Here is a 20,216-nt window from a genome sequence, read left to right on the forward strand (position 1 = left end):
TTATATATGCTTACTGTTTACATTGCTGCAAGAGATATAGGTAATTATAAAGATAATACTGAAAGATTAAAAGAGGTTTTAATTGAAAGCGATATTGTCTTAGTTGAAAGTTTTAGAGAGGCTACTACACTTTTTAAAGCACTTAATATAAGTAAAGATAAAGAATGCTTGATAGAGTTTAGCGAACATACAAAAAAATCCAAAGATATTGATGAAATAATTACAAAGATTATAAACTGCCAAACTGTTACTCTTATAAGTGATTGCGGCACTCCAATATTAGAGGATCCTGGAAGATTATTACTTGAATATTGTTATGCTCATAATATAAAGGTTCGTCCTATAGCAGGTGTAAGCAGTGTTACGGCAGCTATTATGTGCCTGCCTTTTAACTTCAAAGAATTTTATTATGCTGGGCTTTTGCCGCGTGATGACAGAGAACGCGAAAAAAAATTATCATATTTAAAAAGATTAAATGTTCCTGTTATTATATTAGATACTCCTTATAGATTAGGAAAAGTACTTAATGCCATCAAAAAAGTATATTCAAAAGATAAAGAAATAGCTTTATGTTTGGATATTACAACTGAAAGCGAAGAAATCATTATAGATAGAGTATCAGATATATTGGCTAAATATCAGGAAAGCAAAAAAAGAGAATTTGTAATTGTTATAAGCTCATTATAATTTTTAATCGCACGCTGAGTGATGCTAAAAATATAAAATTGATTATCAATTCAAACTAAATTTCTTATCAAGATGCATTCACCGTGCGTTTAGAAAATTTTTAAATTTAATTAACGCTTGGGCGGGTATTCCTTTTTCTAATTAAAGCTTTTGATATAAATAAAATTTTAAAGTCTTAATAGGTTAATAAACCTAAAGGGCGGGGTATGTAAATAAAGCAAAAAATTTTAGATTATATTATTATTTAATACTATATTATAACATCATAAATATTTCTTGTTTCAAGTACTTTCACACCCACTTCATATTCACGCATATATTTAGCAAGCCTGTATCCGTTAATCAGAATTATTTTTATATCTTTTAATTCCTCTACAACTTTTTTAGCCTGCGGAGTGTAATCTGAAGTTGTTATAAAAATTCCTCTGTTTATGCCATTAACATTTTTAAGCCCATGTGCAAATTTAGTTATTTCGGTATCATTAACTTTATTATTTTCTTTATAGCATTTGCATTGTATTCCTACCATATCAAAACCGAATTTATCCATAGTAAGAGTGCCGTCAATTCCTCTGTCTCCGCTTCCACCTGTTCTATACTTTTTACCATAACCCATTTTCTCAAGCAGCTCTAAACATATATTTTCAAATTTAGTACCTTTATCAACATTGTTATCACCCATAGACTGCAAACGATCAAGTATATCTTTCTCTACACTCTCATAATATTCTTCAATGCTCTTTTCTATTTCATTTCTATTTTCATCTTCTATTTCCTCTATGTCATCATCATCTGAATTATTTTTGCTGTTTTCTAAATATGGAGTTTTTTCTTTTAATGTTTTGAAATCAAAGTTAGGATTTTCCTCATAGAATTTTTTACCGAAGTCAGTTATTTGATATACTCCTCTTTCTATGTTTTCTATTAATTGAGCTTTTTTAAGATAAGTTAATGACCAATCAACTCTATCACTAAATTTAGAATATTTATTTTCTTTTACTAGTTTTAAATCTTCTTCAGAAGGTTTTGTATATTCTTTTATTTTTTCATATATTTTATTTTTATGTACAGCTTCTTTTATATCATATAAATATTTTAGTACATACTTGTCATAATCTCTGTATTTCAAAAGTGCCATTTATAAAACTCCTAAGCTATATATAAATCATACTTTAATAATCTATTTTTTACAATGTTTTTTATTTTATTCTGAAATCCCTCCCTTTATTCTATATTGTTTAAATAAATAATTGCACTTTTATTTTCTTTATTGCCTCATTATAAATTTTACCCCCCCAAGTTTTATTTAAATTTGTTATGTTTTCACCGCACGTTAAGTGATACTAAAAATATAAAATTGATTATTAATTCAAATTAAATTTATTATCAAGATGCATTTACCGTGCGTTGAGAAATTTTAAAATTTAATTAAAGTTTGGGTGGGCATGCTTTTTCTAATTTAAGCTTTTTATATAAATAAAATTTTTTAATTGAAATTAAAACTATAAATTTAAAAGGGTGGGGATTCAAAATAAAACAAAAAAGTAAAATTATTATATTTTTAGATAAATTAAAAAATTGTATCAACTTTTTGGATTCGCCAAAGTTGCAAAAAGACAAATGTTATAATAATAAAAAAAATTAAAATATTTTTATATATAATTAAAATAGACTTGTTTCAAAAGTACTTGGCAAAATTAGTTGTATAATTTTTAACAAAATTTTAGTTATAAAATAATGTTTAACATATTGTATAATGAATTGTTTTAGTATATACCTAAACAACTACATTTTGTCAATTTTAGTTTTTTTAATTTTATTGTTTGTGGGGACTAGCCCCCAAACCCTCACTTCTTTTGTTGCCACAAAGAAGCAGCCACAGCCCGCCTTCGGCGAAAGGCTATATTTGAACTTAAATGTAATAAATTATTTTACATGTAAGACAATTTTAGTATGATTTAGTACTAATTTTATACTTGCTTTTTTGCAACTTTTTGCGGCGGGAAAAGTTGAATAAAAAAATGACAAACTTAAAAATTTTCAGTATATATAAAAATGCAGTTCTTTTGGTTCTCGCTGAAGGCGGGCTTCGCCTTATATCAATAAAAGAACTGGAGTTTTGCAAAGCACACAGCGTGGTGGGCAAAGCCCTAACTATAAATTTAAAACATAAAAAAATTAAATAGTGGAATATCTATTAATTTAGTTTTGAAACAAGTTTAATATAAATTTTATAAAAACTAATAAGTGCTTTCGCTTTGCATGCTGACGAAGTCCACCTGCGGTGTAGGCAGCAACCGAGAAAAATTGAGATAAAAATTATTTATGTAAAATAATATAGTTTTGAAATTGAAAAATATATAAAAGAATGTAGAATCATAAAAAACATTAAGGAAACATAATAATGAAATACAATCCTCAGACAAAAGAAGAATTAAAAGAATTAGTAGAAGATAATAATGTTTACTTGTTTGATATTGATACAAGTTTAATTACTGATATGAGTGTATTATTCAAAGAATCAACAAGAAACAAATTTGATGGTATAGAAAATTGGGACACTTCTAATGTTATAGATATGCATGATATGTTTTTTAATTGCAGAACATTCAATAGCGATATATCAAAATGGAATGTATCTAAGGTTGAGAATATGGCTTGTATGTTTTTCGGTGCTGAAGAATTTAATCAGTATATAGGTGATTGGGATGTTTATAGAGTTAAAGATATGAACAGTATATTTTTTGATTGCAAAAAGTTTAATCAAAATTTAAATAGCTGGAACACATCTAATGTTGAAAATATGAGCTTTATGTTTTATGGGGCATCATCTTTCAATCAGCCTTTGAATAATTGGAATGTAAGTAATGTTAAAAATATGTACGGAATGTTTAGCGGATGCAAAAAATTTAATCAGGATTTAAATAGTTGGAATGTATCTAATGCTGAGAATATGAGCTGCATGTTTTTTGAGGCAGAAAATTTTGATCAATCTATTAGTAATTGGAATGTAGTTAATGTTACTAAAATGTATAGCATGTTTGAGAGATGTAAGAATTTTAATCAGAGTTTGAATGATTGGAATGTTTCTAATGTTACGGATATGAACAGCATGTTTAAATGTGCTGAAAATTTTAATCAGCCTTTAAATAATTGGGACACTTCTAAAGTTGAAAATATGCGTTCTATGTTTGAAGAGGCATATAGATTTAATTCTGATATAAATAATTGGAATACAAGTAATGTAAAAGATATGAGTAATATGTTTTGCAAATGTAAAAGTTTCAATAAGCCATTATACAAATGGGATACTTCAAATGTAGTAAATATGAAATGTATGTTTTTTGAAGCGGAAAATTTTAATCAAGATATTAATAATTGGAATGTAAGTAAAACAGAAAATATGCTTGGTATGTTTGAGAATGCGTATAGCTTTAATCAGCCTTTAAATAATTGGGATATATCTAATGTTTTTTATATGAACCGTATGTTTTTTAATTGTAAGAAATTTAATCAAGATTTAAATACTTGGAATGTTTCTAATGTTAAAAATATGAAAAGTATTTTTTCCGGATGTGAAAGTTTTAATAAATCAATAGGTGAGTGGAAAATTAATAAAACTTGTGTTATTGATGATATTTTTGAGAATGCAGTTTCTTTAAAAAATGTTAAATCAATACTCAATATTTATTTTCTTGCCAGAGGAAATCATAGGAAACAACTTTTAAAGATGTTTGAAAATTGCGATTTAAAAGAAGTGTATATAGAAGTTATAAAATATAATAATGCTGGTATAAAAGATTTTATTAAAAAGCTTGAAAATACATGTTACGATGAATTAAAAGAGTTGATTGATCAAAAAGAAAATATTATAAAAGAATATAAACAAAAATCTAAAAACAAAAAAATATGAAACATAAAATAAAAAGAATAATTAATTTGGTATAAAACGAAGTATTTATTAAAAAATAGTAAAAGAATAGATTTTGCCTGTATAGAAACTTTATATATTTCAAATATAAATTTTATGTTAGGAGCATTTTTGAAAGTACAAAAATAAATTTTTAATTTTATTCTTGTTTTAATTTAATTATATCAGTTTCATTTTCTTCTTTGTATTCGTTCTCTTCATTTGAGTCATTTATTATTACAAACTGGCACTTTCTATCTTTATCGCTATATTCAGAAGAATGAGTAGAACCATATCCTATATATCTAAGTCTTTCCTTATCTATACCTTTATATATTAATCTATCAAATATTGCTTTAGCTCTGTTTTCAGATAAAAGTATATTGTAATTAAAATCTCCGATGCTGTCGCTATGTCCTTCAATTATTAGATTAATATCTTGATTATTGTTTAAATACTGACAAATTTCATTTATACCTTCATCATATTCATTTTTCAATTCATAAGAATCAAAATCAAAAGATATTATATTAGCAGTAATAAGAATTTCATTATCATCTTGCTGTATAACTTCAGTTTGTTTTATAATTTGAGGTTTTTCTTCTTCTAATGCATCATTATTTGTAAGTTCTTCTTTTTTTGTTTCCTCTTTTACTTCTTCAATTATTTGTGCCTGAGTATTTGTATATTCTTCTTTTTCTATTATAGAATCTGCTACAGTTGTAATATCATCTTCCTGCGTATATGTTTTTGAGGCTGTTTTTGTAGCCTGACTATTATCATTATAAAGCACGGCATGAAGCTGCTTGCTGAAAGCTAATACTACAACATGTTTATCATTAGTAGAACATGAAATTACCAAAATTGATATAAAGATTAAAGTTAAAATTTTGTTTATCATAATAACCTTCTTAAATATAATATTATCTTATGGTAAACCTAGCTCCTAGAAGTACCTCATGAGCATCATGGAAACCAAACCCTAATAGGTATCTGTATCCCAAATCTACAGCAAACCAATCAAGTATATTATACGCTAAACCTGCATTAATTCCAAATGCAAAAGAACTTCTAGTAATAAGAGCTTTTCCTATAGTATCGGTATAGTTATGATACATTTGATATAATCTGTTTCCAAAAGATAGCCCAAAATATATACTCATATTAGGAACTCTATTATAAAGAGCTCTTGTACTAAGAGTATCTAATTCATTGTTTTTTACAAAAAATATATTTATATCATAATATATGCTTGCCATAATACTTTGCATCCAAGTTTCTTGTTTATCAATTACGCCTTGGAACATATATTCAATATCAATTCTTAAAGGCACCAATCTAGTTTTTCTGAATAAATCATATCCTACAGCAAAACCGCCGCCTATATAATTATTTTTTTCAAGAAAAGGAAGCTTTCCTAATTCCAATTTATTGGTTTTATTAAGAGCCTCATGTTTGAAATTAATTTTAGGGGCTATATAAACACCTGAGAAAATTGCTGCTGAGAGATTTTTATTTGAAAAGGCAACAATAAAAAATAATAATACAATCACTAATCGTTTCATATAACAACCCTTTTATTTTAAATAAACAAAATTTTTTCTAAATAAATTATTAGTATTAAAAATACCATTATTGAATAAACTATTATTTAAATAATTATTCATACCTAAATAACTGTTATTTAAATTAGAATAACTATTAAAATTATATCTGCCTTTCTCTCCTGAATGAGTTTGAGGAGGATATGCAGGCATCTGAACATTTTGTACAGGCATTATAATCATAGTTCCTGTTCGACATGAAGCAAGTGCAATTGATAGTAATAATAATAAAGCTATTTTTTTCATAATTATCATTTCCTAAGATCCGGTATTGGGAATCTTGCTGCTATAGCAAATTCATGTGATAAAACATTATCTAAACCATATAATATTCTGTATCCAAAATCCAAATTAAGGAAACTAGTAACATATATGTCAACTCCCACAGCACCTCCAATTGCAAATGTAGGACTAGGTACTGTTACAGTAGCTTTAACTCTTCCATTTTCTTCAAACCATCTATCATAAGTGTTTGCATTTATTTTAGTACCCATTAAAAGCCCTAAATATAAAGACATTAAAGGAGTTCTGCTATATATTTCCTCAGCTGTAACAGTTCTCAATTCACTTTTTTTAATGTGATATATATGCATGCTGTAATAAGCGGCTGCTAATATAGAATGTTGGGATTGTTTAACTATGTTTGCTGTATGATAGTTTCCAGTCATACCATCTTTGAAAGTATACTCTAATTCTAATCTCAAAGGTATGTTTCTTTGGTATCTATAGAAGTCAAATCCTGTAGAAAATCCAGCTCCTAGATAATTATTCATTATGCTCTGACTTTTCTGATTTTTGAAGCCAGAATCATTGAAATTATATACAATTTTAGGTGCTATATAAAATGCATCTATTATTGGAAACAGAGATGAACTCATAAAGCAAGTTATTATTGATACTAATAAAATTTTTTTCATACTAAAAACCTTACAAAACATTATCAATTATTAAAAAGATATACCTATGGCTAATCTAGGAAGAGGTATGAATCTTATACCTGGTGTGAAAGAATAACCTATATCAAGTAGAGATATATCTATAAAAGGACGAACTTCCCAATCATTACCCATTTGAGAAAATAAATCTATTCTAAATCCCATTTCTCCTGATATATAAAAGTCATAAACAGTAGTAGATTTATATCTTGTACTTCCGTCATTTCTTAACTCTTTACCATTAACTATAAATGTTGTCATACCAACTTTAGGAAGAAGGAAAAAACCGTTAGGAGTATCGCTTTTGTTGAAGTAAAATCTTACACCTATAGAAGCAGGTATAGCTATTGTGCTTCCATTATAAAATTTACTTATAGTACCTGAATTTATAATATTACCTGCACCATCCCTTACAGGCTCTGAATAATCACCATAATGAGTATCAAAAGCATAAAAACCTAATGTAGCATCTATTGACTGTTTAGGGAGATAAGTATAATTATATGTTAGTCTTATTCCAAATTTACCATCATAAAATTTACCGCTTGCTCCTTCTTGTGTTTTAAATATTAATTCTGTGATAAGCGGCATAGTACCCATAGAAAATAATGTAGTACCAAAATCTATCCCTAAAGAATGCTTTAAATAATTTTGAGCATTAACTATATTTGCTGATGTAAAAATTAGTACAGATATAAAAATTATAATTTTCTTTATATTCATAATTCAAACCCATTAAAATCTTAAACTAAATCCAATTCTAGGAAATAATGCAAATCTTATATTTGCAAGATATTTTGCCCAATCTGGGAAACTGTTCCAAGCAGGTATATTGAATGCGGAGAAACCAGCAGTCAAAGAAGTAACGCCTCCTGTTACAGTATTATATACATTTCCAGTCCAAGGTCTTACATAATATCCTACCTCAAGAATTGCTATATCTATAGTTGGTTTTACTCTCCATTCCTTAGTAGGGAATAATTCTATATTCCAACCCAACTCATAAGAAATATATAAAGCAGCATCATGAACTTTATGTTCTGTTTTTATACCTGTAAGTCCATTTTCTGTAGATACAGTATAAAAGAATGCATCTATTCCAAAACGAAATGCATTATAGAACTGTCTTTTAGGTCCGTAAAATTTTACTCCGAAAGTAACCGGCATAAATATAAATGATGCATTGAAAGTTGTATCTTTACCAACAACTCCAGCATAATTTCCTTGTCCTAATGCTTCCAACAATTTTCCAGCATTTTCTTTTGTTATAGTCAAATTATAAGTACTTGAATAAAGCCCTATTCCTGTTTCCAAAGCTATTTGATTATGAACAAATAATGAATATGAAATAGCAGGTATATACCAAGCAGAACCTTTGGCATCAGCATAATCAAAATATTTATTTATATCCCCTAAATCCATTCCAATTAATCCGCTTAAATTTGCTGCATTATTCACAATTGTATTAAATAGTAATGGATAAAAAACAGCACCGCCCGGATTTAAGTTAACGCTTATCATTTGTCTTCCCTTAATCCAGCTGTAATCTTCGCCTGTTACTTCTGTAGAAAGAGGAAGTCCTTTAGCAGAAGCATAGGCGCTAAAACAAAATAGATAATAATATACAAATTTTTTTCATAATAAGAACCGATATATTTTATTTAATAGCTTCTCCGGCAGTGAATCCGCCTTGAGAATTTTTTAATATATTTTCAATTTCAGCTTTTTTATCAGCAGGTAAATTAGTACCTTTTAATATTTCATCAGAATTGCTTAAATCTATTTTATCAGCACCATTATCTATAACAGCACTTATTAAATTTCCAACAACAGCTTCTCCTCCTTCATCATCAAGAATATCAAGTATAGCATCTACTGCTTTTTTAGCTTCATCATTCATTTTTACAACATAAAGTTCATTTCCAGCAGGAGCAGCCATTATATATCCGCCATTACTATCTTTATATACTCCTCCTATACCTAGTACAGGTTCTTCAAAAGTATAATTTCCGTTTAAACCAGTACTTCCGCTAATATTAAGTGTATTTCCATTTGCAGATGCTCCAGCCCAATTTCCGCTTTGCATTTTTGAAAGTATCAAGTCTGCTCCAGGTTTAGTAACTTTTACCCCATAATCTTTTGTACATGAAATTATTAATAGAATAGATACAATTGAAATAATAGATAGTGTTTTCATAGCATATTTCCATAAATTAAAATATTTTTATATTATAAATCACTAAGTAAAATATTACAATTTTTAATTATAGATTTTTATATATTTTTTTTGTATTTTTTTACATTTTTATTATTTTTTTTAAGTTTTTTTAAAAAAAATTAGATATATATTTTACATTTTTATTTTTTTAGATTACGAACTTTATAATGTATGTTAATTTTATTAAATTTACATTTGAATTTGTTTTAAATGAAAAATAAAATATATATTTTTTCTAATTTTTCTGAAGTAATAAAATTTTTTATGTATATATTTGTATAATAGTGATTCTTTTATAATTGAATTTTTATAAGATTAAAAATATTATGTATTAGAATTTTGTATTATTTCATGCTTTTTTGTTTTTCTTTTTTGTCTATTATAGATCTGCTTGCTAATTCGTCTTTTATATCATTAATAGTTATACCTTTTTCCACCATTAAAACTAAACTATGATAAAGCAAATCTGACAATTCATATATAGTTTCTTTATTGCTGTCATTTTTAGCACCTATTATAACTTCTGTGCATTCTTCACCAACTTTTTTTAATATTTTATCTATTCCGCTATTAAATAAATAAGTTGTATATGATCCTTCTGTTTGATTAATTTTTCTGCCCTCTATAAGTTTATAAAGTTTATCAATAGAAAAGTATTTGTAATCTTCTTTTGAATACACTTCATTAAAGAAACAAGATTCGCTTCCTGTATGACAAGCAGGTCCGTCTTTTATAACTTCTATAACTAAAGCATCATTATCGCAATCACTTTTTATTGATTGTATATGCTGATAATTTCCAGATGTTTCACCCTTTCTCCATAATTCTTGTCTGCTTCTGCTGTAGAAACAAGTTTTTTCTTCTTTGATGCTTATTTCAAGACTTTCTTTGTTCATATATGCTAGGGTTAAAACTTCTTTTGTATAATAATCTATAACTATGGTTGGTATTAAACCTTTATCATCGAATTTTAATTTTGATATTTCGTTTTGATTTATATTGTTCATAAATAATTCCTAAAATATTATTGATAGTAATTATGCTATAAATATAATTTTTTTGCAATATTTTATATTGAATTATATTGTATTTAATTAAGATTTTAGATTTCGTTTTTATAATTTGAAAATATATATAATTTATTAAAAAAAATGTTATATTTAATTATATAATTAATTTGATTTTTTAAACTTTTTTATTTTTTAAGATAGAAAATCAAAAAAATCTAAAAAAATATAATAATTACAAAGTGATAAAATTATAAGTATTTATTAGCGACTAATAATAAGAAAATATTAGTGAAAATATTAAAAAATAGTAAAAAAACTATTAAAAACTATTGATTTTTTTGTATAGTTGCTTTATAATGCTCTCACTTTCATAAAAGCGATTAAAGCGTATAGTATGGTTTTCTCACTATTAATTAGGTTTTAATACTATAATTGCTCAGTTGATATATACTGTTTCGTGTTTGAAGTTTTATTAAGATAAAAATATTAATGTTGTCATTCATTGAAAAATGGATTGGCTTGTAAAAAAAATAAAGAATTAGAGGTTTTGTATTTTATGCCTACAATTAATCAATTAGTAAGAAAAGGTCGCAAGCGTATAATAAACAAGACAAAATCGCCTGCATTAATGAAATGTCCGCAAAGAGAAGGGGTTTGTACTCGTGTAACAACAACTACACCAAAAAAACCTAACTCAGCTATGCGTAAAATTGCTCGTGTAAGAGTAACTAACGGTATGGAAGTAACAGCTTATATTCCTGGTATAGACCATACATTACAGGAACACAACCGTGTACTTATAAGAGGCGGAAGGGTTAAAGACTTACCTGGTTGTCGTTATCACATAGTTCGCGGAAGCCGTGAAGCTACAGGTGTAGAAAAGAGAATGAAAGCTAGAAGTAAATATGGTACTAAAAAACCAAAGGCTTAATGGAGTAAAATAATATGGCTAGAAGAAGAAGAGCACAAACTAGAAAAATAGATGCTGATCCAATTTATGGAAGCGTTGTTATTAGTAAATTTATAAATAAGCTAATGTATGACGGTAAAAAAAGCAAAGCTGAAAATATATTTTATAAAGCTATGGATTTAGTTAAAGAAAAAACAGGTAAAGATGGTTTAGAAGCTTTTAATGAAGCTATAGAAAATATTAAGCCTCGTGTAGAAGTAAAGTCAAGAAGAGTTGGCGGTTCTACATATCAGGTTCCTGTTGATGTAAGGCCAGACAGACAAAATTCTTTAGCATTCACATGGCTTATAGATGCTTCAAGAAAAAGAGGCGGAAGAAGCATGATTGAACGTTTATCAAATGAAATAGTAGATGCTATAGATGGTAAAGGTCAGGCAGTTGCTAAGAGAGATACAGTTCATAGAATGGCTGAAGGTAACAAAGCATTCGCACACTTTAGGTGGTAGTTTTTAAGGAGAATATTTAAGTGGCACGTCAAATTTCATTAGAAAATACACGTAATATTGGTATTATGGCTCACATCGATGCTGGTAAGACTACTTTAAGTGAGCGTATATTATTCTTTACAGGTAAAACACATAGATTAGGTGAGGTTCATGAAGGTGCAGCTGAAATGGACTGGATGGAACAGGAAAGAGAAAGAGGTATTACAATTACTTCTGCTGCAACAACTTGTTTTTGGAATGGTCATAGAATCAATTTGATAGACACTCCGGGACACGTTGACTTTACTGCTGAGGTAGAAAGATCTTTGAGAGTATTAGATAGTGCAGTAGGTGTTTTCTGTTCAGTAGGAGGCGTTCAACCTCAGAGTGAAACAGTTTGGAGACAAGCAAGTAACTATAAAATCCCTAGAGCTATTTTTGTTAATAAAATGGATAGAATAGGTGCTAATTTCTATGCTGTTTTAGATCAAACTAGAGAAAGATTAAAAGCTAACAGTCACCCTGTAGTTATACCTATAGGTGCAGAAAGTAATTTCGAGGGTGTTGTTGACTTAGTAAATATGAAAGAGATAATTTGGGTTTCTGAAGACGGCATGAAAATGGAAGAGAGAGAAATCAGACCTGAATTAAAAGAAAAAGCAGAAGAATATAGAAATTCTTTATTAGAAGCAATCGTTGAATATGATGATGATGCTATGAATAAGTTCTTTGAAGGTGAGGAAATTGATGTTCCAACTATAAAAAGACTTATAAGAACAGCTACATTAACAGCTGATTTCTTCCCAATGTTCTGCGGTACAGCATTCAAAAACAAAGGTATTCAAGTATTAATAAATGGTGTTGTTGATTATTTACCATCTCCTATAGATAAACCTGAAGTAGAAGGTACTGATTTAGATGGTAATGTTATAAAAAGAAAAATTGCTGATGATGAAAAATTCAGTGCATTAGCATTCAAAATAATGACAGACCCACACGTTGGAAAAATAGCATTCTTAAGAGTTTATTCTGGAATATTAGAATCTGGTTCTTATGTTCTTAATGCTACAAAAGGTAAAAGAGAGCGTATCGGAAGAATACTTCAGATGCATGCTAATAAAAGAGAAGAAATTGAACAGGTATATGCTGGTGATATAGCAGCAGCAGTAGGGCTTAAAGATACTACAACAGGTGATACATTATGTCCTGAAAATGCTCCTATTATCTTGGAATCAATCAACTTCCCAGAGCCAGTAATTAACGTTGCTATAGAGCCTAAAACAAAAGGCGATAGAGATAAAATGTCAGTTGCTTTATCAAGACTTGCTGAAGAAGATCCAACATTCAGAGTTAGCTTTGATGAAGAAACAGGTCAGACAATCATCGCAGGTATGGGTGAGCTTCACTTAGAAATCATCTGTGATAGAATGAAAAGAGAATACAAAGTTGAGGCAAATGTTGGTCGTCCTCAAGTATCTTATAGAGAAGGTATCAAGAAAACAGTTGAGGTACAAGGTAAATTCGTACGTCAATCAGGCGGTAAAGGTCAGTACGGTGATGTATGGCTAAGAATCGGACCTAATGAACCTAATGGTGGATTCAAATTCAACAATGAAATAGTTGGAGGAGCAGTACCAAGAGAATATATACCAGCTGTAGAAAAAGGCTGTGTAGAATCTATGAATACAGGTGTTCTTGCTAACTATCCGATGCTTGACGTTGTAGTATCAGCATTTGACGGTTCATTCCACCCAGTAGATTCATCAGAAATGGCATTCAAAATTGCTGCTTCTATGGGATTCAAAGACGGATGTAAAAAAGCAGATCCTTATTTGTTAGAGCCTATGATGACAGTAGAAGTTGTAACTCCTGAAGATTATATGGGTGATATAATAGGTGACTTGGCTTCAAGAAGAGGACAGGTTCACGGATTTACAGATAAATCTGGTTATAAATCTATCAATGCTACAGTACCTCTTGCAGAGATGTTCGGTTATACAACAAGTATAAGAAACGTATCTCAAGGTAGAGCTAGCTATACAATGCAGTTCTCACATTATGAGGAAGTGCCTAAAAACGTAGCAGAAGAGATAATCGGTGCTAGAATGGGTAATAATAAGTAAGTAAGTAACTAATAAAATATTAGTATTAAAATAAAAAACAAATTTCATAAAGGATAAAATAATTGGAGGATTAAAATGGCTAAAGGAACTTACGAAGGTAATAAAACACACGTAAACGTTGGTACTATTGGACACGTTGACCATGGTAAAACAACATTAACATCAGCAATAACAGCAGTATCATCTGCTATGTTCCCAGCAACAGTACAGAAAGTTGCTTATGACTCAGTAGCAAAAGCTTCTGAAAGTCAAGGTAGAAGAGACCCAACAAAAATATTAACAATCGCAACATCACACGTAGAATACGAATCTGACAACAGACACTACGCACACGTAGACTGTCCAGGTCACGCTGACTACATTAAAAACATGATTACAGGTGCTGCTCAGATGGACGGTGCTATCTTAGTAGTATCAGCAGAAGACGGTGTAATGCCACAAACAAAAGAACACGTACTTCTTTCTAGACAAGTAGGTGTAAACTACATCGTTGTATTCTTAAACAAATGTGATAAATTAGATGACCCAGAAATGGCTGAAATAGTAGAAGCAGAAGTAATAGACGTATTAGACCACTATGGTTTTGATGGTTCTAAAACTCCTATCATTAGAGGTTCTGCAATCAAAGCTATTCAAGCAATTGAAGCTGGAAAAGATCCTAGAACTGATCCAGATTGTAAATGTATATTAGACTTATTAAATGCATTAGATACATATATTCCAGATCCAGTACGTGAAGTAGATAAAGACTTCTTAATGTCAATCGAAGACGTATACTCAATTCCTGGAAGAGGTACAGTTGTTACAGGAAGAATTGAAAGAGGTAAAATTGAGAAAGGTAACGAAGTTGAAATCGTTGGTATCAGACCTACTCAAAAAACAACTTGTACTGGTGTAGAAATGTTCAAGAAAGAAGTTGTTGGTATAGCTGGTTATAACGTTGGATGTCTTTTAAGAGGTATTGAACGTAAAGCAGTAGAAAGAGGACAGGTATTGGCTAAACCAGGTACAATCACACCTCACAAAAAATTCGAAGCTGAAGTTTATATCTTGAAAAAAGAAGAAGGCGGAAGACACAGCGGTTTCGTAAGCGGTTACAGACCACAAATGTACTTCAGAACAACAGACGTAACAGGAGTAATCAACTTAGCAGAAGGTGCACAAATGATTATGCCTGGTGACAATGCTAACTTAACTATCGAACTTATCACTCCAATCGCTATGGAAGAAAAACAAAGATTCGCTATACGTGAAGGTGGTAAAACAGTAGGTAACGGTGTTGTAACAAAAATATTAGAATAATTTAGAGCGAAATAAAAGGGTATACCTTTTAATAAAAGATATACCCTTTAATAAATTAAGAGAAAGCGAGTAATTCAAGCTATGAAAGAACAGAAAATACGAGTTAAACTAAAAGCCTTTGATATTGAGCTTATTGATCAATCAGCTCAGTCTATAGTAGCTAGTGTAAAGAAAACAGGTGCTAGAGTATCAGGACCTATACCATTGCCTACAAGTATACGTAAGGTAACAGTAATAAGAAGTCCGCATGTAAACATTAAGTCAAGAGAACAATTTGAGATGCGCATATATAAAAGATTAATAGATATCTTTGATGTAACACCTCAGACAACAGAGTCTCTTAAGAAATTGGCGCTTCCAGCTGGGGTTGATGTTCAGCTTAAATAAGCGTTTAATTAAAAAATATTAAAGATAAAGCTTTACTACGTTTTATCTGTAATAGTTTGAAACATTAAAAAGTAGTAAGTAAAATCATTATAGAGGATTCGCCGATGGTAGGAATAATTGGCAAAAAATTGGGTATGACAACAGTTTTCGATGAGACTGGTAATGCTATAGCAGTAACAGTTGTAGAGGCTGGACCATGCACAGTTATGCAGATAAGAGATAATGAGAAAGATGGCTACAGTGCTATTCAATTAGGCTACGGTGCCGTAAAAGAAAAGCATTTAAAAAAGCCTCAGATAGGTCAATTTAAAAAAGCAAATTTAGAGCCTAAGAAATATTTAAAAGAGTTCAGAATGGACGATGCTAGTTCTTACACAGTAGGTCAAGAGCTTAAAGCAGATATATTTCAAGCAGGCGATTTTATAGATGTTAGTTCTTTGAGTAAAGGTAGAGGTTTTGCCGGCGTAATGAAAAGACATAATTATGACGGCGGTCCTATGAGCCATGGTTCTAACTTTAGAAGAAGAGCAGGTTCTATAGGTTGTAACAGCTACCCTGCAAGAGTATGGAAAGGTAAAGGTATGCCTGGACATATGGGTAATACTTTGACTACTATACAAAACTTAAAAGTAGTTGAAATAAGACCAGATGATAATTTGATTATGATAAAAGGTGCTATACCAGGTGCTATAAATAGCATAGTGAAATTAACATCAGCAGTAAAGAAACGTAATAAGAAGAAAAACTCAATGAATTAATAGAGTGAAATAATAACAGGATGATAAAATGGAAGTAGTAATACTAAATGAAAATGGAGATAGCGTAGGCAATTTAGAGATTGTTGACGAGATATTTAAATCAGAAGTTAACAATAATCTACTTTACGAAGCAATCAAAAATGAATTAGCTAACAGACGTCAGGGAACTCACTCTACAAAAACAAGAGCAGAAGTTTCAGGAGGCGGTAAAAAGCCTTGGAGACAAAAAGTCACAGGAAGAGCTAGAGCAGGTTCTACTAGATCCCCAATTTGGGTAGGCGGTGGTAAAACACATACTCCTAAGCCTAGAGATTATAGCTACAGATTGCCAAAGAAAATGAAACGTAAGGCTCTATTGTCTGTTTTATCTTTAAAATATGGAAGCAATGTTCTTAAAGTTTTTGAGGATTTTACATTTGACGCTCCAAAAACAAAAAGAATGGCTAGTTTTATAAGTAAGGTTAAAGAACCAAATACAAGAAAGGTGGCATTTGTAGTAGGTAAAGATGAATCTTTAGGAGATAATTATAATAAATTATTATTATCTTTAAGAAACATCAAAGATTTAAAGCTTGTAAATGCAGACAGTATGTCTATACATCCTTTATTTTATGCTGATGAGGTATATTTTACTAAAACAGCTTTATCTAAATTAAATGCTAGAATTAAGGGTTAAAAAATATGAGCATGTATTCACTTTTAATTGAGCCTATACTTACAGAAAAAAGTAATATGCTTAGAACTGAGCCTAGAGGAACAGAGAAGCGTTATTATGTATTTAAAGTAAGACAGGACGCTAATAAGACAGAATTAAAGAAAGCGGTTGAAAAAATATTTAATGTACATCCGCTAGATTGTAAGATAATAAATGTTAAGCCTAAGAAGAAAAATCGCAGAATGAGCAGACGCGGATATACACGCAGCTATAAAAAAGCGATAATAGTTCTTGACGGCAAAGAATCAATAGATATAGTAAAATAATGAGGGATACCGATGGCTATTAAGAAATTTAAACCGACAACACCAAGTTTGCGTTATCGTACAGTAGTAGATTTTTCGGATATTACAACAAATGAGCCTTGTAAATCATTAGTATGCGGAAAAAAACGTATAAGCGGACGCGGTTCAAATGGTCGTATAACTATGCGTCGTCGCGGAGGCGGACATAAAAAACTATTTAGATTTGTAGATTTTAGAAGAGATAAACATGATGTAGAAGCTAAAGTAGTTTCTATAGAGTATGATCCTAACAGAACAGCTCGTATAGCTTTACTACACTACACAGATGGCGAGAAAAGATACATAATATGGCCATTGGGACTTAATGTAGGCGATAGAGTAGTAAGCGGTGAAAATGCAAAAGTTAAAATTGGATGCAGTTTACCATTGAAAAAAATTCCATTAGGTACTATAATACATAACATTGAAATAACTCCTGGAAAAGGCGGTCAGCTTGTTAGAGCAGCAGGAGGTGGTGCTCAAATCACAGCTAAATCAGGCGGTTATTGTGTAATAAGACTTCGTTCAGGCGAAGAAAGAAGAATACTAGAGAATTGTTATGCTACTATAGGTCAGATTGGAAATTTAGATCATTTCAATACTACAGACGGTAAAGCTGGAACTACTAGACATAAAGGTAGAAGACCTAAAGTAAGAGGTGTTGTAATGAACCCAGTAGATCACCCACACGGCGGTGGTGAAGGTAAAAGCGGACAGGGTAACCCACATCCGGTTTCACCTACAGGTGTACCTACTAAGGGATACAAGACTAGAAAGAAACACAAGTATTCTGACAGATTAATAATCAAGAGAAGAGGGGGTAAGAAATAATGTCTCGCTCTATTAAAAAAGGACCTTTTGTAGATAAGAATCTTTTTAAGAAGATACAAGCTGGAGATAATAAGCATCAAATAAAAACTTATAGCCGTGCTTCAACAATTATTCCAGAAATGATAGGTTTTACTATAAATGTTCATAACGGAAAAACATTTGTAGCAGTTTATATACAAGAAAATATGATAGGTCATAAATTAGGCGAATTTGCACCAACAAGAAAATTTATATCTCATGCCGGTGCCGCTAAAGTAGGTAAGAAATAAGGATTTAGACTATGGATTATAAAGTAAAGGTACGTTATTTACGCATTGGTCGCAGAAAAGTAGCAAGACTGCTTCCTTTTGTTAAAGGTGAGTATGTTAACCATGCTATATCTAATCTAGCAACAATGCCTCAGATGTCATCAGTAGTTCTAAGAAAGGCTATTAAGAGCGGAATAGCTAATGCTATATTCCAATCAAGAAATATCAATCCAGATACATTATGGGTAAAAACTGCTTATGTTGATAAAGCACCTACTCTTAAAAGAATACGTGCAGCAAGCAGAGGTAGTGCTGATCCAATATTAAAAAGACTTTCACATATTACTATAATTTTAAGTGATGATAAAAAACCTGAAAAGAAAAAATTAAAAGCTAAGAGTGCTAAAACAGAAGAAGCACCTAAAGCAGCGGAGGTATAAACTATGGGTCAAAAGGTTAGTCCAATAGGCTTAAGACTCGGAATTAACAAAACTTGGTCTAGTAAATGGTTTGAAGATAGCAGAACTTATGCAGACAGTTTGCATGAAGATTTATCTATCAGACGCTATATAATGAATTATTATTATAAAACATTAAAAGAAGAACAAAAGAAAATCGGCGGAAAAAAAGAGTCTTTTGACCCTGCTATATCTGATATACAAATAGTACGTTTCCCAGATAGAATAAATATTTTCATCTCTACTGCAAGAGCAGGAGTTGTAATAGGTCCTAAAGGACAGAGAGTTGAAACTGTAAAAACAACTGTTCAAAAAATGGTTAAAAAACCAGTTCATTTCTCTATTACAGAAATCAGAGATGCAGAGTTAGATGCTAATTTAGCAGCACAAAGCGTAGCTCGTCAATTAGAAATGCGTGTTGCTTTCAGAAGAGCTATGAAAAGTGTTATAACTCAGGCTATGAAGAAAGGTGCTAAAGGTATAAAAGTTATGTGTTCTGGTCGTTTAGCAGGTGCTGATATTGCTAGAACAGAACAATATAAAAATGGTTCAGTACCATTACATACATTGAGAGCTAATATAGATTATGGCACTGCAGAAGCACTTACTACATTCGGTATTATCGGAATAAAAGTGTGGATCTATAAGGGTGAAATTCTTGATAAGAAAGAACATAAACAAGATGATGCAGGTAAAGTTATCAGTGCCAAAGGAGATAGATAATGTTACAACCATCAAGAATGAAATATCGTAAACATCATAGAGGCAGAATGAAAGGCAAATCTAAGAGAGGAAGTAATTTGACTTTCGGAGATTATGGTCTTATGGCATTAGAGCCTGTATGGCTTACAGATAGACAAATTGAGGCTGCACGTATTGCTATATCAAGACATGTTAAGCGTGTAGGTAAAATGTGGATAAAAGTATTTCCTGATAAGCCTTATACTAAAAAACCTGCTGAAACTAGAATGGGTAAAGGTAAAGGTAACGTTGAATATTGGGTAGCTGTAGTTAAGCCTGGAAAAGTAATATTTGAAATAGCAGGTGTTCCAGAAGAATTAGCTCAATCAGCTTTCAGACTAGCTGGTTTCAAGCTCCCTATCAAAACTAAGTTCATTAAGAGGGAGGCTATATAATGGCTAAGAACACTAAAGATTATAAGTCATTAGGTTTAGAAGAGCTTAAAGGTGAACTTCTAAAATTAGAAAAAGAATATCAAGAGCATAGATTTGAAAAAGTAGTTGGTGATGCTAGACAAACTCATCAATTAAAGAAAGCTCGTAAAGATATAGCTAGAGTTAAGACATTTATTCGTCAGCATGAACTTGGCATAAAAAAATAGTGAGGTATT

At 30.3% G+C, this 20,216-nt stretch carries 25 protein-coding genes; 16 read left to right on the forward strand and 9 right to left on the reverse strand.

Going from position 1 to position 20,216, the window contains the following annotated elements; genetic code table 11:
* Nucleotides 1-6: 6 nt before the first annotated feature.
* Nucleotides 7-687, forward strand: a complete 681-nt coding sequence (locus BRSU_RS00855; RefSeq protein WP_048593363.1) for an SAM-dependent methyltransferase — start codon at nucleotides 7-9, stop codon at nucleotides 685-687.
* Between the two features lie 250 nt (nucleotides 688-937).
* Here the strand turns inward: BRSU_RS00855 and BRSU_RS00860 are convergent, their stop codons facing one another.
* A complete protein-coding gene (locus tag BRSU_RS00860) occupies nucleotides 938-1,825 on the reverse strand; it encodes a restriction endonuclease (protein WP_048593364.1) in 888 nt (295 codons plus the stop codon).
* Nucleotides 1,826-3,091: 1,266 nt separating this feature from the next.
* Between BRSU_RS00860 and BRSU_RS00865 the strand changes: the two genes are divergently transcribed.
* Nucleotides 3,092-4,600: a BspA family leucine-rich repeat surface protein gene (locus BRSU_RS00865; RefSeq protein WP_083997850.1), complete on the forward strand. Its 1,509-nt coding sequence runs from the start codon at nucleotides 3,092-3,094 to the stop codon at nucleotides 4,598-4,600.
* A 157-nt stretch (nucleotides 4,601-4,757) separates the two neighbouring features.
* Here BRSU_RS00865 and BRSU_RS00870 read toward each other — a convergent pair whose 3' ends face one another.
* From BRSU_RS00870 to hisIE, 8 genes are all read right to left on the reverse strand, one after another.
* Complete coding sequence (locus tag BRSU_RS00870; RefSeq protein ID WP_048593366.1) at nucleotides 4,758-5,498, reverse strand: OmpA family protein; 741 nt, start codon at nucleotides 5,496-5,498, stop codon at nucleotides 4,758-4,760.
* Nucleotides 5,499-5,520: 22 nt separating this feature from the next.
* Nucleotides 5,521-6,162 carry an outer membrane beta-barrel protein gene (locus tag BRSU_RS00875; RefSeq protein WP_048593367.1) on the reverse strand — a complete coding sequence of 214 codons (642 nt, stop codon included), beginning with the start codon at nucleotides 6,160-6,162 and terminating at the stop codon, nucleotides 5,521-5,523.
* 12 nt (nucleotides 6,163-6,174) lie between these two features.
* Nucleotides 6,175-6,447 carry a hypothetical protein gene (locus BRSU_RS00880; RefSeq protein WP_048593368.1) on the reverse strand — a complete coding sequence of 91 codons (273 nt, stop codon included), beginning with the start codon at nucleotides 6,445-6,447 and terminating at the stop codon, nucleotides 6,175-6,177.
* Nucleotides 6,448-6,452: 5 nt separating this feature from the next.
* Nucleotides 6,453-7,118, reverse strand: a complete 666-nt coding sequence (locus tag BRSU_RS00885) for a hypothetical protein (RefSeq protein ID WP_048593369.1) — start codon at nucleotides 7,116-7,118, stop codon at nucleotides 6,453-6,455.
* Between the two features lie 30 nt (nucleotides 7,119-7,148).
* The gene (locus BRSU_RS00890; protein WP_048593370.1) at nucleotides 7,149-7,859 is read right to left on the reverse strand and encodes a hypothetical protein; all 711 of its coding nucleotides are present in this window, start codon (nucleotides 7,857-7,859) and stop codon (nucleotides 7,149-7,151) included.
* Nucleotides 7,860-7,871: 12 nt separating this feature from the next.
* Complete coding sequence (locus BRSU_RS00895; protein ID WP_245158020.1) at nucleotides 7,872-8,657, reverse strand: hypothetical protein; 786 nt, start codon at nucleotides 8,655-8,657, stop codon at nucleotides 7,872-7,874.
* 136 nt (nucleotides 8,658-8,793) lie between these two features.
* A complete protein-coding gene (locus BRSU_RS00900; protein ID WP_048593371.1) occupies nucleotides 8,794-9,333 on the reverse strand; it encodes a hypothetical protein in 540 nt (179 codons plus the stop codon).
* Between the two features lie 365 nt (nucleotides 9,334-9,698).
* Nucleotides 9,699-10,361, reverse strand: a complete 663-nt coding sequence (hisIE, locus tag BRSU_RS00905; RefSeq protein ID WP_048593372.1) for a bifunctional phosphoribosyl-AMP cyclohydrolase/phosphoribosyl-ATP diphosphatase HisIE — start codon at nucleotides 10,359-10,361, stop codon at nucleotides 9,699-9,701.
* A gap of 505 nt (nucleotides 10,362-10,866) precedes the next feature.
* Between hisIE and rpsL the strand changes: the two genes are divergently transcribed.
* The 14 genes from rpsL (at nucleotide 10,867) to rpmC (ending at nucleotide 20,207) form a co-directional block, all read left to right on the forward strand.
* The gene (gene rpsL, locus BRSU_RS00910; protein ID WP_012671615.1) at nucleotides 10,867-11,295 is read left to right on the forward strand and encodes a 30S ribosomal protein S12; all 429 of its coding nucleotides are present in this window, start codon (nucleotides 10,867-10,869) and stop codon (nucleotides 11,293-11,295) included.
* Nucleotides 11,296-11,309: 14 nt separating this feature from the next.
* Nucleotides 11,310-11,780: a 30S ribosomal protein S7 gene (rpsG, locus tag BRSU_RS00915; RefSeq protein ID WP_048593373.1), complete on the forward strand. Its 471-nt coding sequence runs from the start codon at nucleotides 11,310-11,312 to the stop codon at nucleotides 11,778-11,780.
* 20 nt (nucleotides 11,781-11,800) lie between these two features.
* A complete protein-coding gene (gene fusA, locus BRSU_RS00920) occupies nucleotides 11,801-13,882 on the forward strand; it encodes an elongation factor G (RefSeq protein ID WP_020064459.1) in 2,082 nt (693 codons plus the stop codon).
* A 75-nt stretch (nucleotides 13,883-13,957) separates the two neighbouring features.
* The gene (tuf, locus tag BRSU_RS00925) at nucleotides 13,958-15,184 is read left to right on the forward strand and encodes an elongation factor Tu (RefSeq protein WP_014488947.1); all 1,227 of its coding nucleotides are present in this window, start codon (nucleotides 13,958-13,960) and stop codon (nucleotides 15,182-15,184) included.
* Nucleotides 15,185-15,265: 81 nt separating this feature from the next.
* Nucleotides 15,266-15,571 (forward strand): 30S ribosomal protein S10, encoded by a 306-nt coding sequence (gene rpsJ, locus BRSU_RS00930; RefSeq protein WP_008723370.1) that lies wholly within the window; start codon nucleotides 15,266-15,268, stop codon nucleotides 15,569-15,571.
* A gap of 104 nt (nucleotides 15,572-15,675) precedes the next feature.
* A complete protein-coding gene (rplC, locus tag BRSU_RS00935; protein WP_012671619.1) occupies nucleotides 15,676-16,329 on the forward strand; it encodes a 50S ribosomal protein L3 in 654 nt (217 codons plus the stop codon).
* A 28-nt stretch (nucleotides 16,330-16,357) separates the two neighbouring features.
* Nucleotides 16,358-17,005: a 50S ribosomal protein L4 gene (rplD, locus tag BRSU_RS00940; RefSeq protein ID WP_048593374.1), complete on the forward strand. Its 648-nt coding sequence runs from the start codon at nucleotides 16,358-16,360 to the stop codon at nucleotides 17,003-17,005.
* 11 nt (nucleotides 17,006-17,016) lie between these two features.
* Nucleotides 17,017-17,310: a 50S ribosomal protein L23 gene (gene rplW, locus BRSU_RS00945; protein WP_012671621.1), complete on the forward strand. Its 294-nt coding sequence runs from the start codon at nucleotides 17,017-17,019 to the stop codon at nucleotides 17,308-17,310.
* 12 nt (nucleotides 17,311-17,322) lie between these two features.
* Nucleotides 17,323-18,159: a 50S ribosomal protein L2 gene (rplB, locus tag BRSU_RS00950; RefSeq protein WP_014488946.1), complete on the forward strand. Its 837-nt coding sequence runs from the start codon at nucleotides 17,323-17,325 to the stop codon at nucleotides 18,157-18,159.
* Entirely contained in the window at nucleotides 18,159-18,428 is a 270-nt protein-coding gene (gene rpsS, locus BRSU_RS00955; protein ID WP_008723378.1) for a 30S ribosomal protein S19, read from the forward strand. The genes rplB and rpsS overlap by 1 nt, the downstream gene beginning before the upstream one ends.
* Nucleotides 18,429-18,439: 11 nt before the next feature.
* Nucleotides 18,440-18,847, forward strand: a complete 408-nt coding sequence (gene rplV, locus BRSU_RS00960) for a 50S ribosomal protein L22 (protein WP_014488944.1) — start codon at nucleotides 18,440-18,442, stop codon at nucleotides 18,845-18,847.
* Nucleotides 18,848-18,850: 3 nt separating this feature from the next.
* Nucleotides 18,851-19,588: a 30S ribosomal protein S3 gene (rpsC, locus tag BRSU_RS00965; protein WP_014488943.1), complete on the forward strand. Its 738-nt coding sequence runs from the start codon at nucleotides 18,851-18,853 to the stop codon at nucleotides 19,586-19,588.
* Nucleotides 19,588-20,001 (forward strand): 50S ribosomal protein L16, encoded by a 414-nt coding sequence (gene rplP / locus BRSU_RS00970; protein ID WP_008727113.1) that lies wholly within the window; start codon nucleotides 19,588-19,590, stop codon nucleotides 19,999-20,001. Before rpsC ends, rplP begins: the two co-directional genes overlap by 1 nt.
* Entirely contained in the window at nucleotides 20,001-20,207 is a 207-nt protein-coding gene (gene rpmC / locus BRSU_RS00975; protein WP_012671626.1) for a 50S ribosomal protein L29, read from the forward strand. Before rplP ends, rpmC begins: the two co-directional genes overlap by 1 nt.
* The last annotated feature ends 9 nt before the right edge of the window (nucleotides 20,208-20,216 follow it).

The sequence above is a fragment of the Brachyspira suanatina genome, assembly GCF_001049755.1.
Lineage (GTDB): Bacteria > Spirochaetota > Brachyspiria > Brachyspirales > Brachyspiraceae > Brachyspira > Brachyspira suanatina.

What these genes read in the sequence shown, in the direction of transcription:
- rpsJ (WP_008723370.1), top strand. Translation starts at nt 15,266, where the DNA reads ATGAAAGAACAGAAAATACGAGTTAAACTAAAAGCCTTTGATATTGAG.
- rplV (WP_014488944.1), top strand. Translation starts at nt 18,440, where the DNA reads ATGGATTATAAAGTAAAGGTACGTTATTTACGCATTGGTCGCAGAAAA.
- BRSU_RS00865 (WP_083997850.1), top strand. Translation starts at nt 3,092, where the DNA reads ATGAAATACAATCCTCAGACAAAAGAAGAATTAAAAGAATTAGTAGAA.
- BRSU_RS00870 (WP_048593366.1), bottom strand. Translation starts at nt 5,498, where the DNA reads ATGATAAACAAAATTTTAACTTTAATCTTTATATCAATTTTGGTAATT.
- rpmC (WP_012671626.1), top strand. Translation starts at nt 20,001, where the DNA reads ATGGCTAAGAACACTAAAGATTATAAGTCATTAGGTTTAGAAGAGCTT.
- BRSU_RS00860 (WP_048593364.1), bottom strand. Translation starts at nt 1,825, where the DNA reads ATGGCACTTTTGAAATACAGAGATTATGACAAGTATGTACTAAAATAT.
- rplC (WP_012671619.1), top strand. Translation starts at nt 15,676, where the DNA reads ATGGTAGGAATAATTGGCAAAAAATTGGGTATGACAACAGTTTTCGAT.
- BRSU_RS00880 (WP_048593368.1), bottom strand. Translation starts at nt 6,447, where the DNA reads ATGAAAAAAATAGCTTTATTATTATTACTATCAATTGCACTTGCTTCA.
- rpsS (WP_008723378.1), top strand. Translation starts at nt 18,159, where the DNA reads ATGTCTCGCTCTATTAAAAAAGGACCTTTTGTAGATAAGAATCTTTTT.
- rplW (WP_012671621.1), top strand. Translation starts at nt 17,017, where the DNA reads ATGTATTCACTTTTAATTGAGCCTATACTTACAGAAAAAAGTAATATG.
- BRSU_RS00895 (WP_245158020.1), bottom strand. Translation starts at nt 8,657, where the DNA reads ATGATAAGCGTTAACTTAAATCCGGGCGGTGCTGTTTTTTATCCATTA.
- rpsG (WP_048593373.1), top strand. Translation starts at nt 11,310, where the DNA reads ATGGCTAGAAGAAGAAGAGCACAAACTAGAAAAATAGATGCTGATCCA.
- rpsC (WP_014488943.1), top strand. Translation starts at nt 18,851, where the DNA reads ATGGGTCAAAAGGTTAGTCCAATAGGCTTAAGACTCGGAATTAACAAA.
- hisIE (WP_048593372.1), bottom strand. Translation starts at nt 10,361, where the DNA reads ATGAACAATATAAATCAAAACGAAATATCAAAATTAAAATTCGATGAT.
- BRSU_RS00890 (WP_048593370.1), bottom strand. Translation starts at nt 7,859, where the DNA reads ATGAATATAAAGAAAATTATAATTTTTATATCTGTACTAATTTTTACA.
- tuf (WP_014488947.1), top strand. Translation starts at nt 13,958, where the DNA reads ATGGCTAAAGGAACTTACGAAGGTAATAAAACACACGTAAACGTTGGT.
- rplD (WP_048593374.1), top strand. Translation starts at nt 16,358, where the DNA reads ATGGAAGTAGTAATACTAAATGAAAATGGAGATAGCGTAGGCAATTTA.
- rplB (WP_014488946.1), top strand. Translation starts at nt 17,323, where the DNA reads ATGGCTATTAAGAAATTTAAACCGACAACACCAAGTTTGCGTTATCGT.
- rplP (WP_008727113.1), top strand. Translation starts at nt 19,588, where the DNA reads ATGTTACAACCATCAAGAATGAAATATCGTAAACATCATAGAGGCAGA.
- BRSU_RS00885 (WP_048593369.1), bottom strand. Translation starts at nt 7,118, where the DNA reads ATGAAAAAAATTTTATTAGTATCAATAATAACTTGCTTTATGAGTTCA.
- BRSU_RS00900 (WP_048593371.1), bottom strand. Translation starts at nt 9,333, where the DNA reads ATGAAAACACTATCTATTATTTCAATTGTATCTATTCTATTAATAATT.
- BRSU_RS00875 (WP_048593367.1), bottom strand. Translation starts at nt 6,162, where the DNA reads ATGAAACGATTAGTGATTGTATTATTATTTTTTATTGTTGCCTTTTCA.
- BRSU_RS00855 (WP_048593363.1), top strand. Translation starts at nt 7, where the DNA reads ATGCTTACTGTTTACATTGCTGCAAGAGATATAGGTAATTATAAAGAT.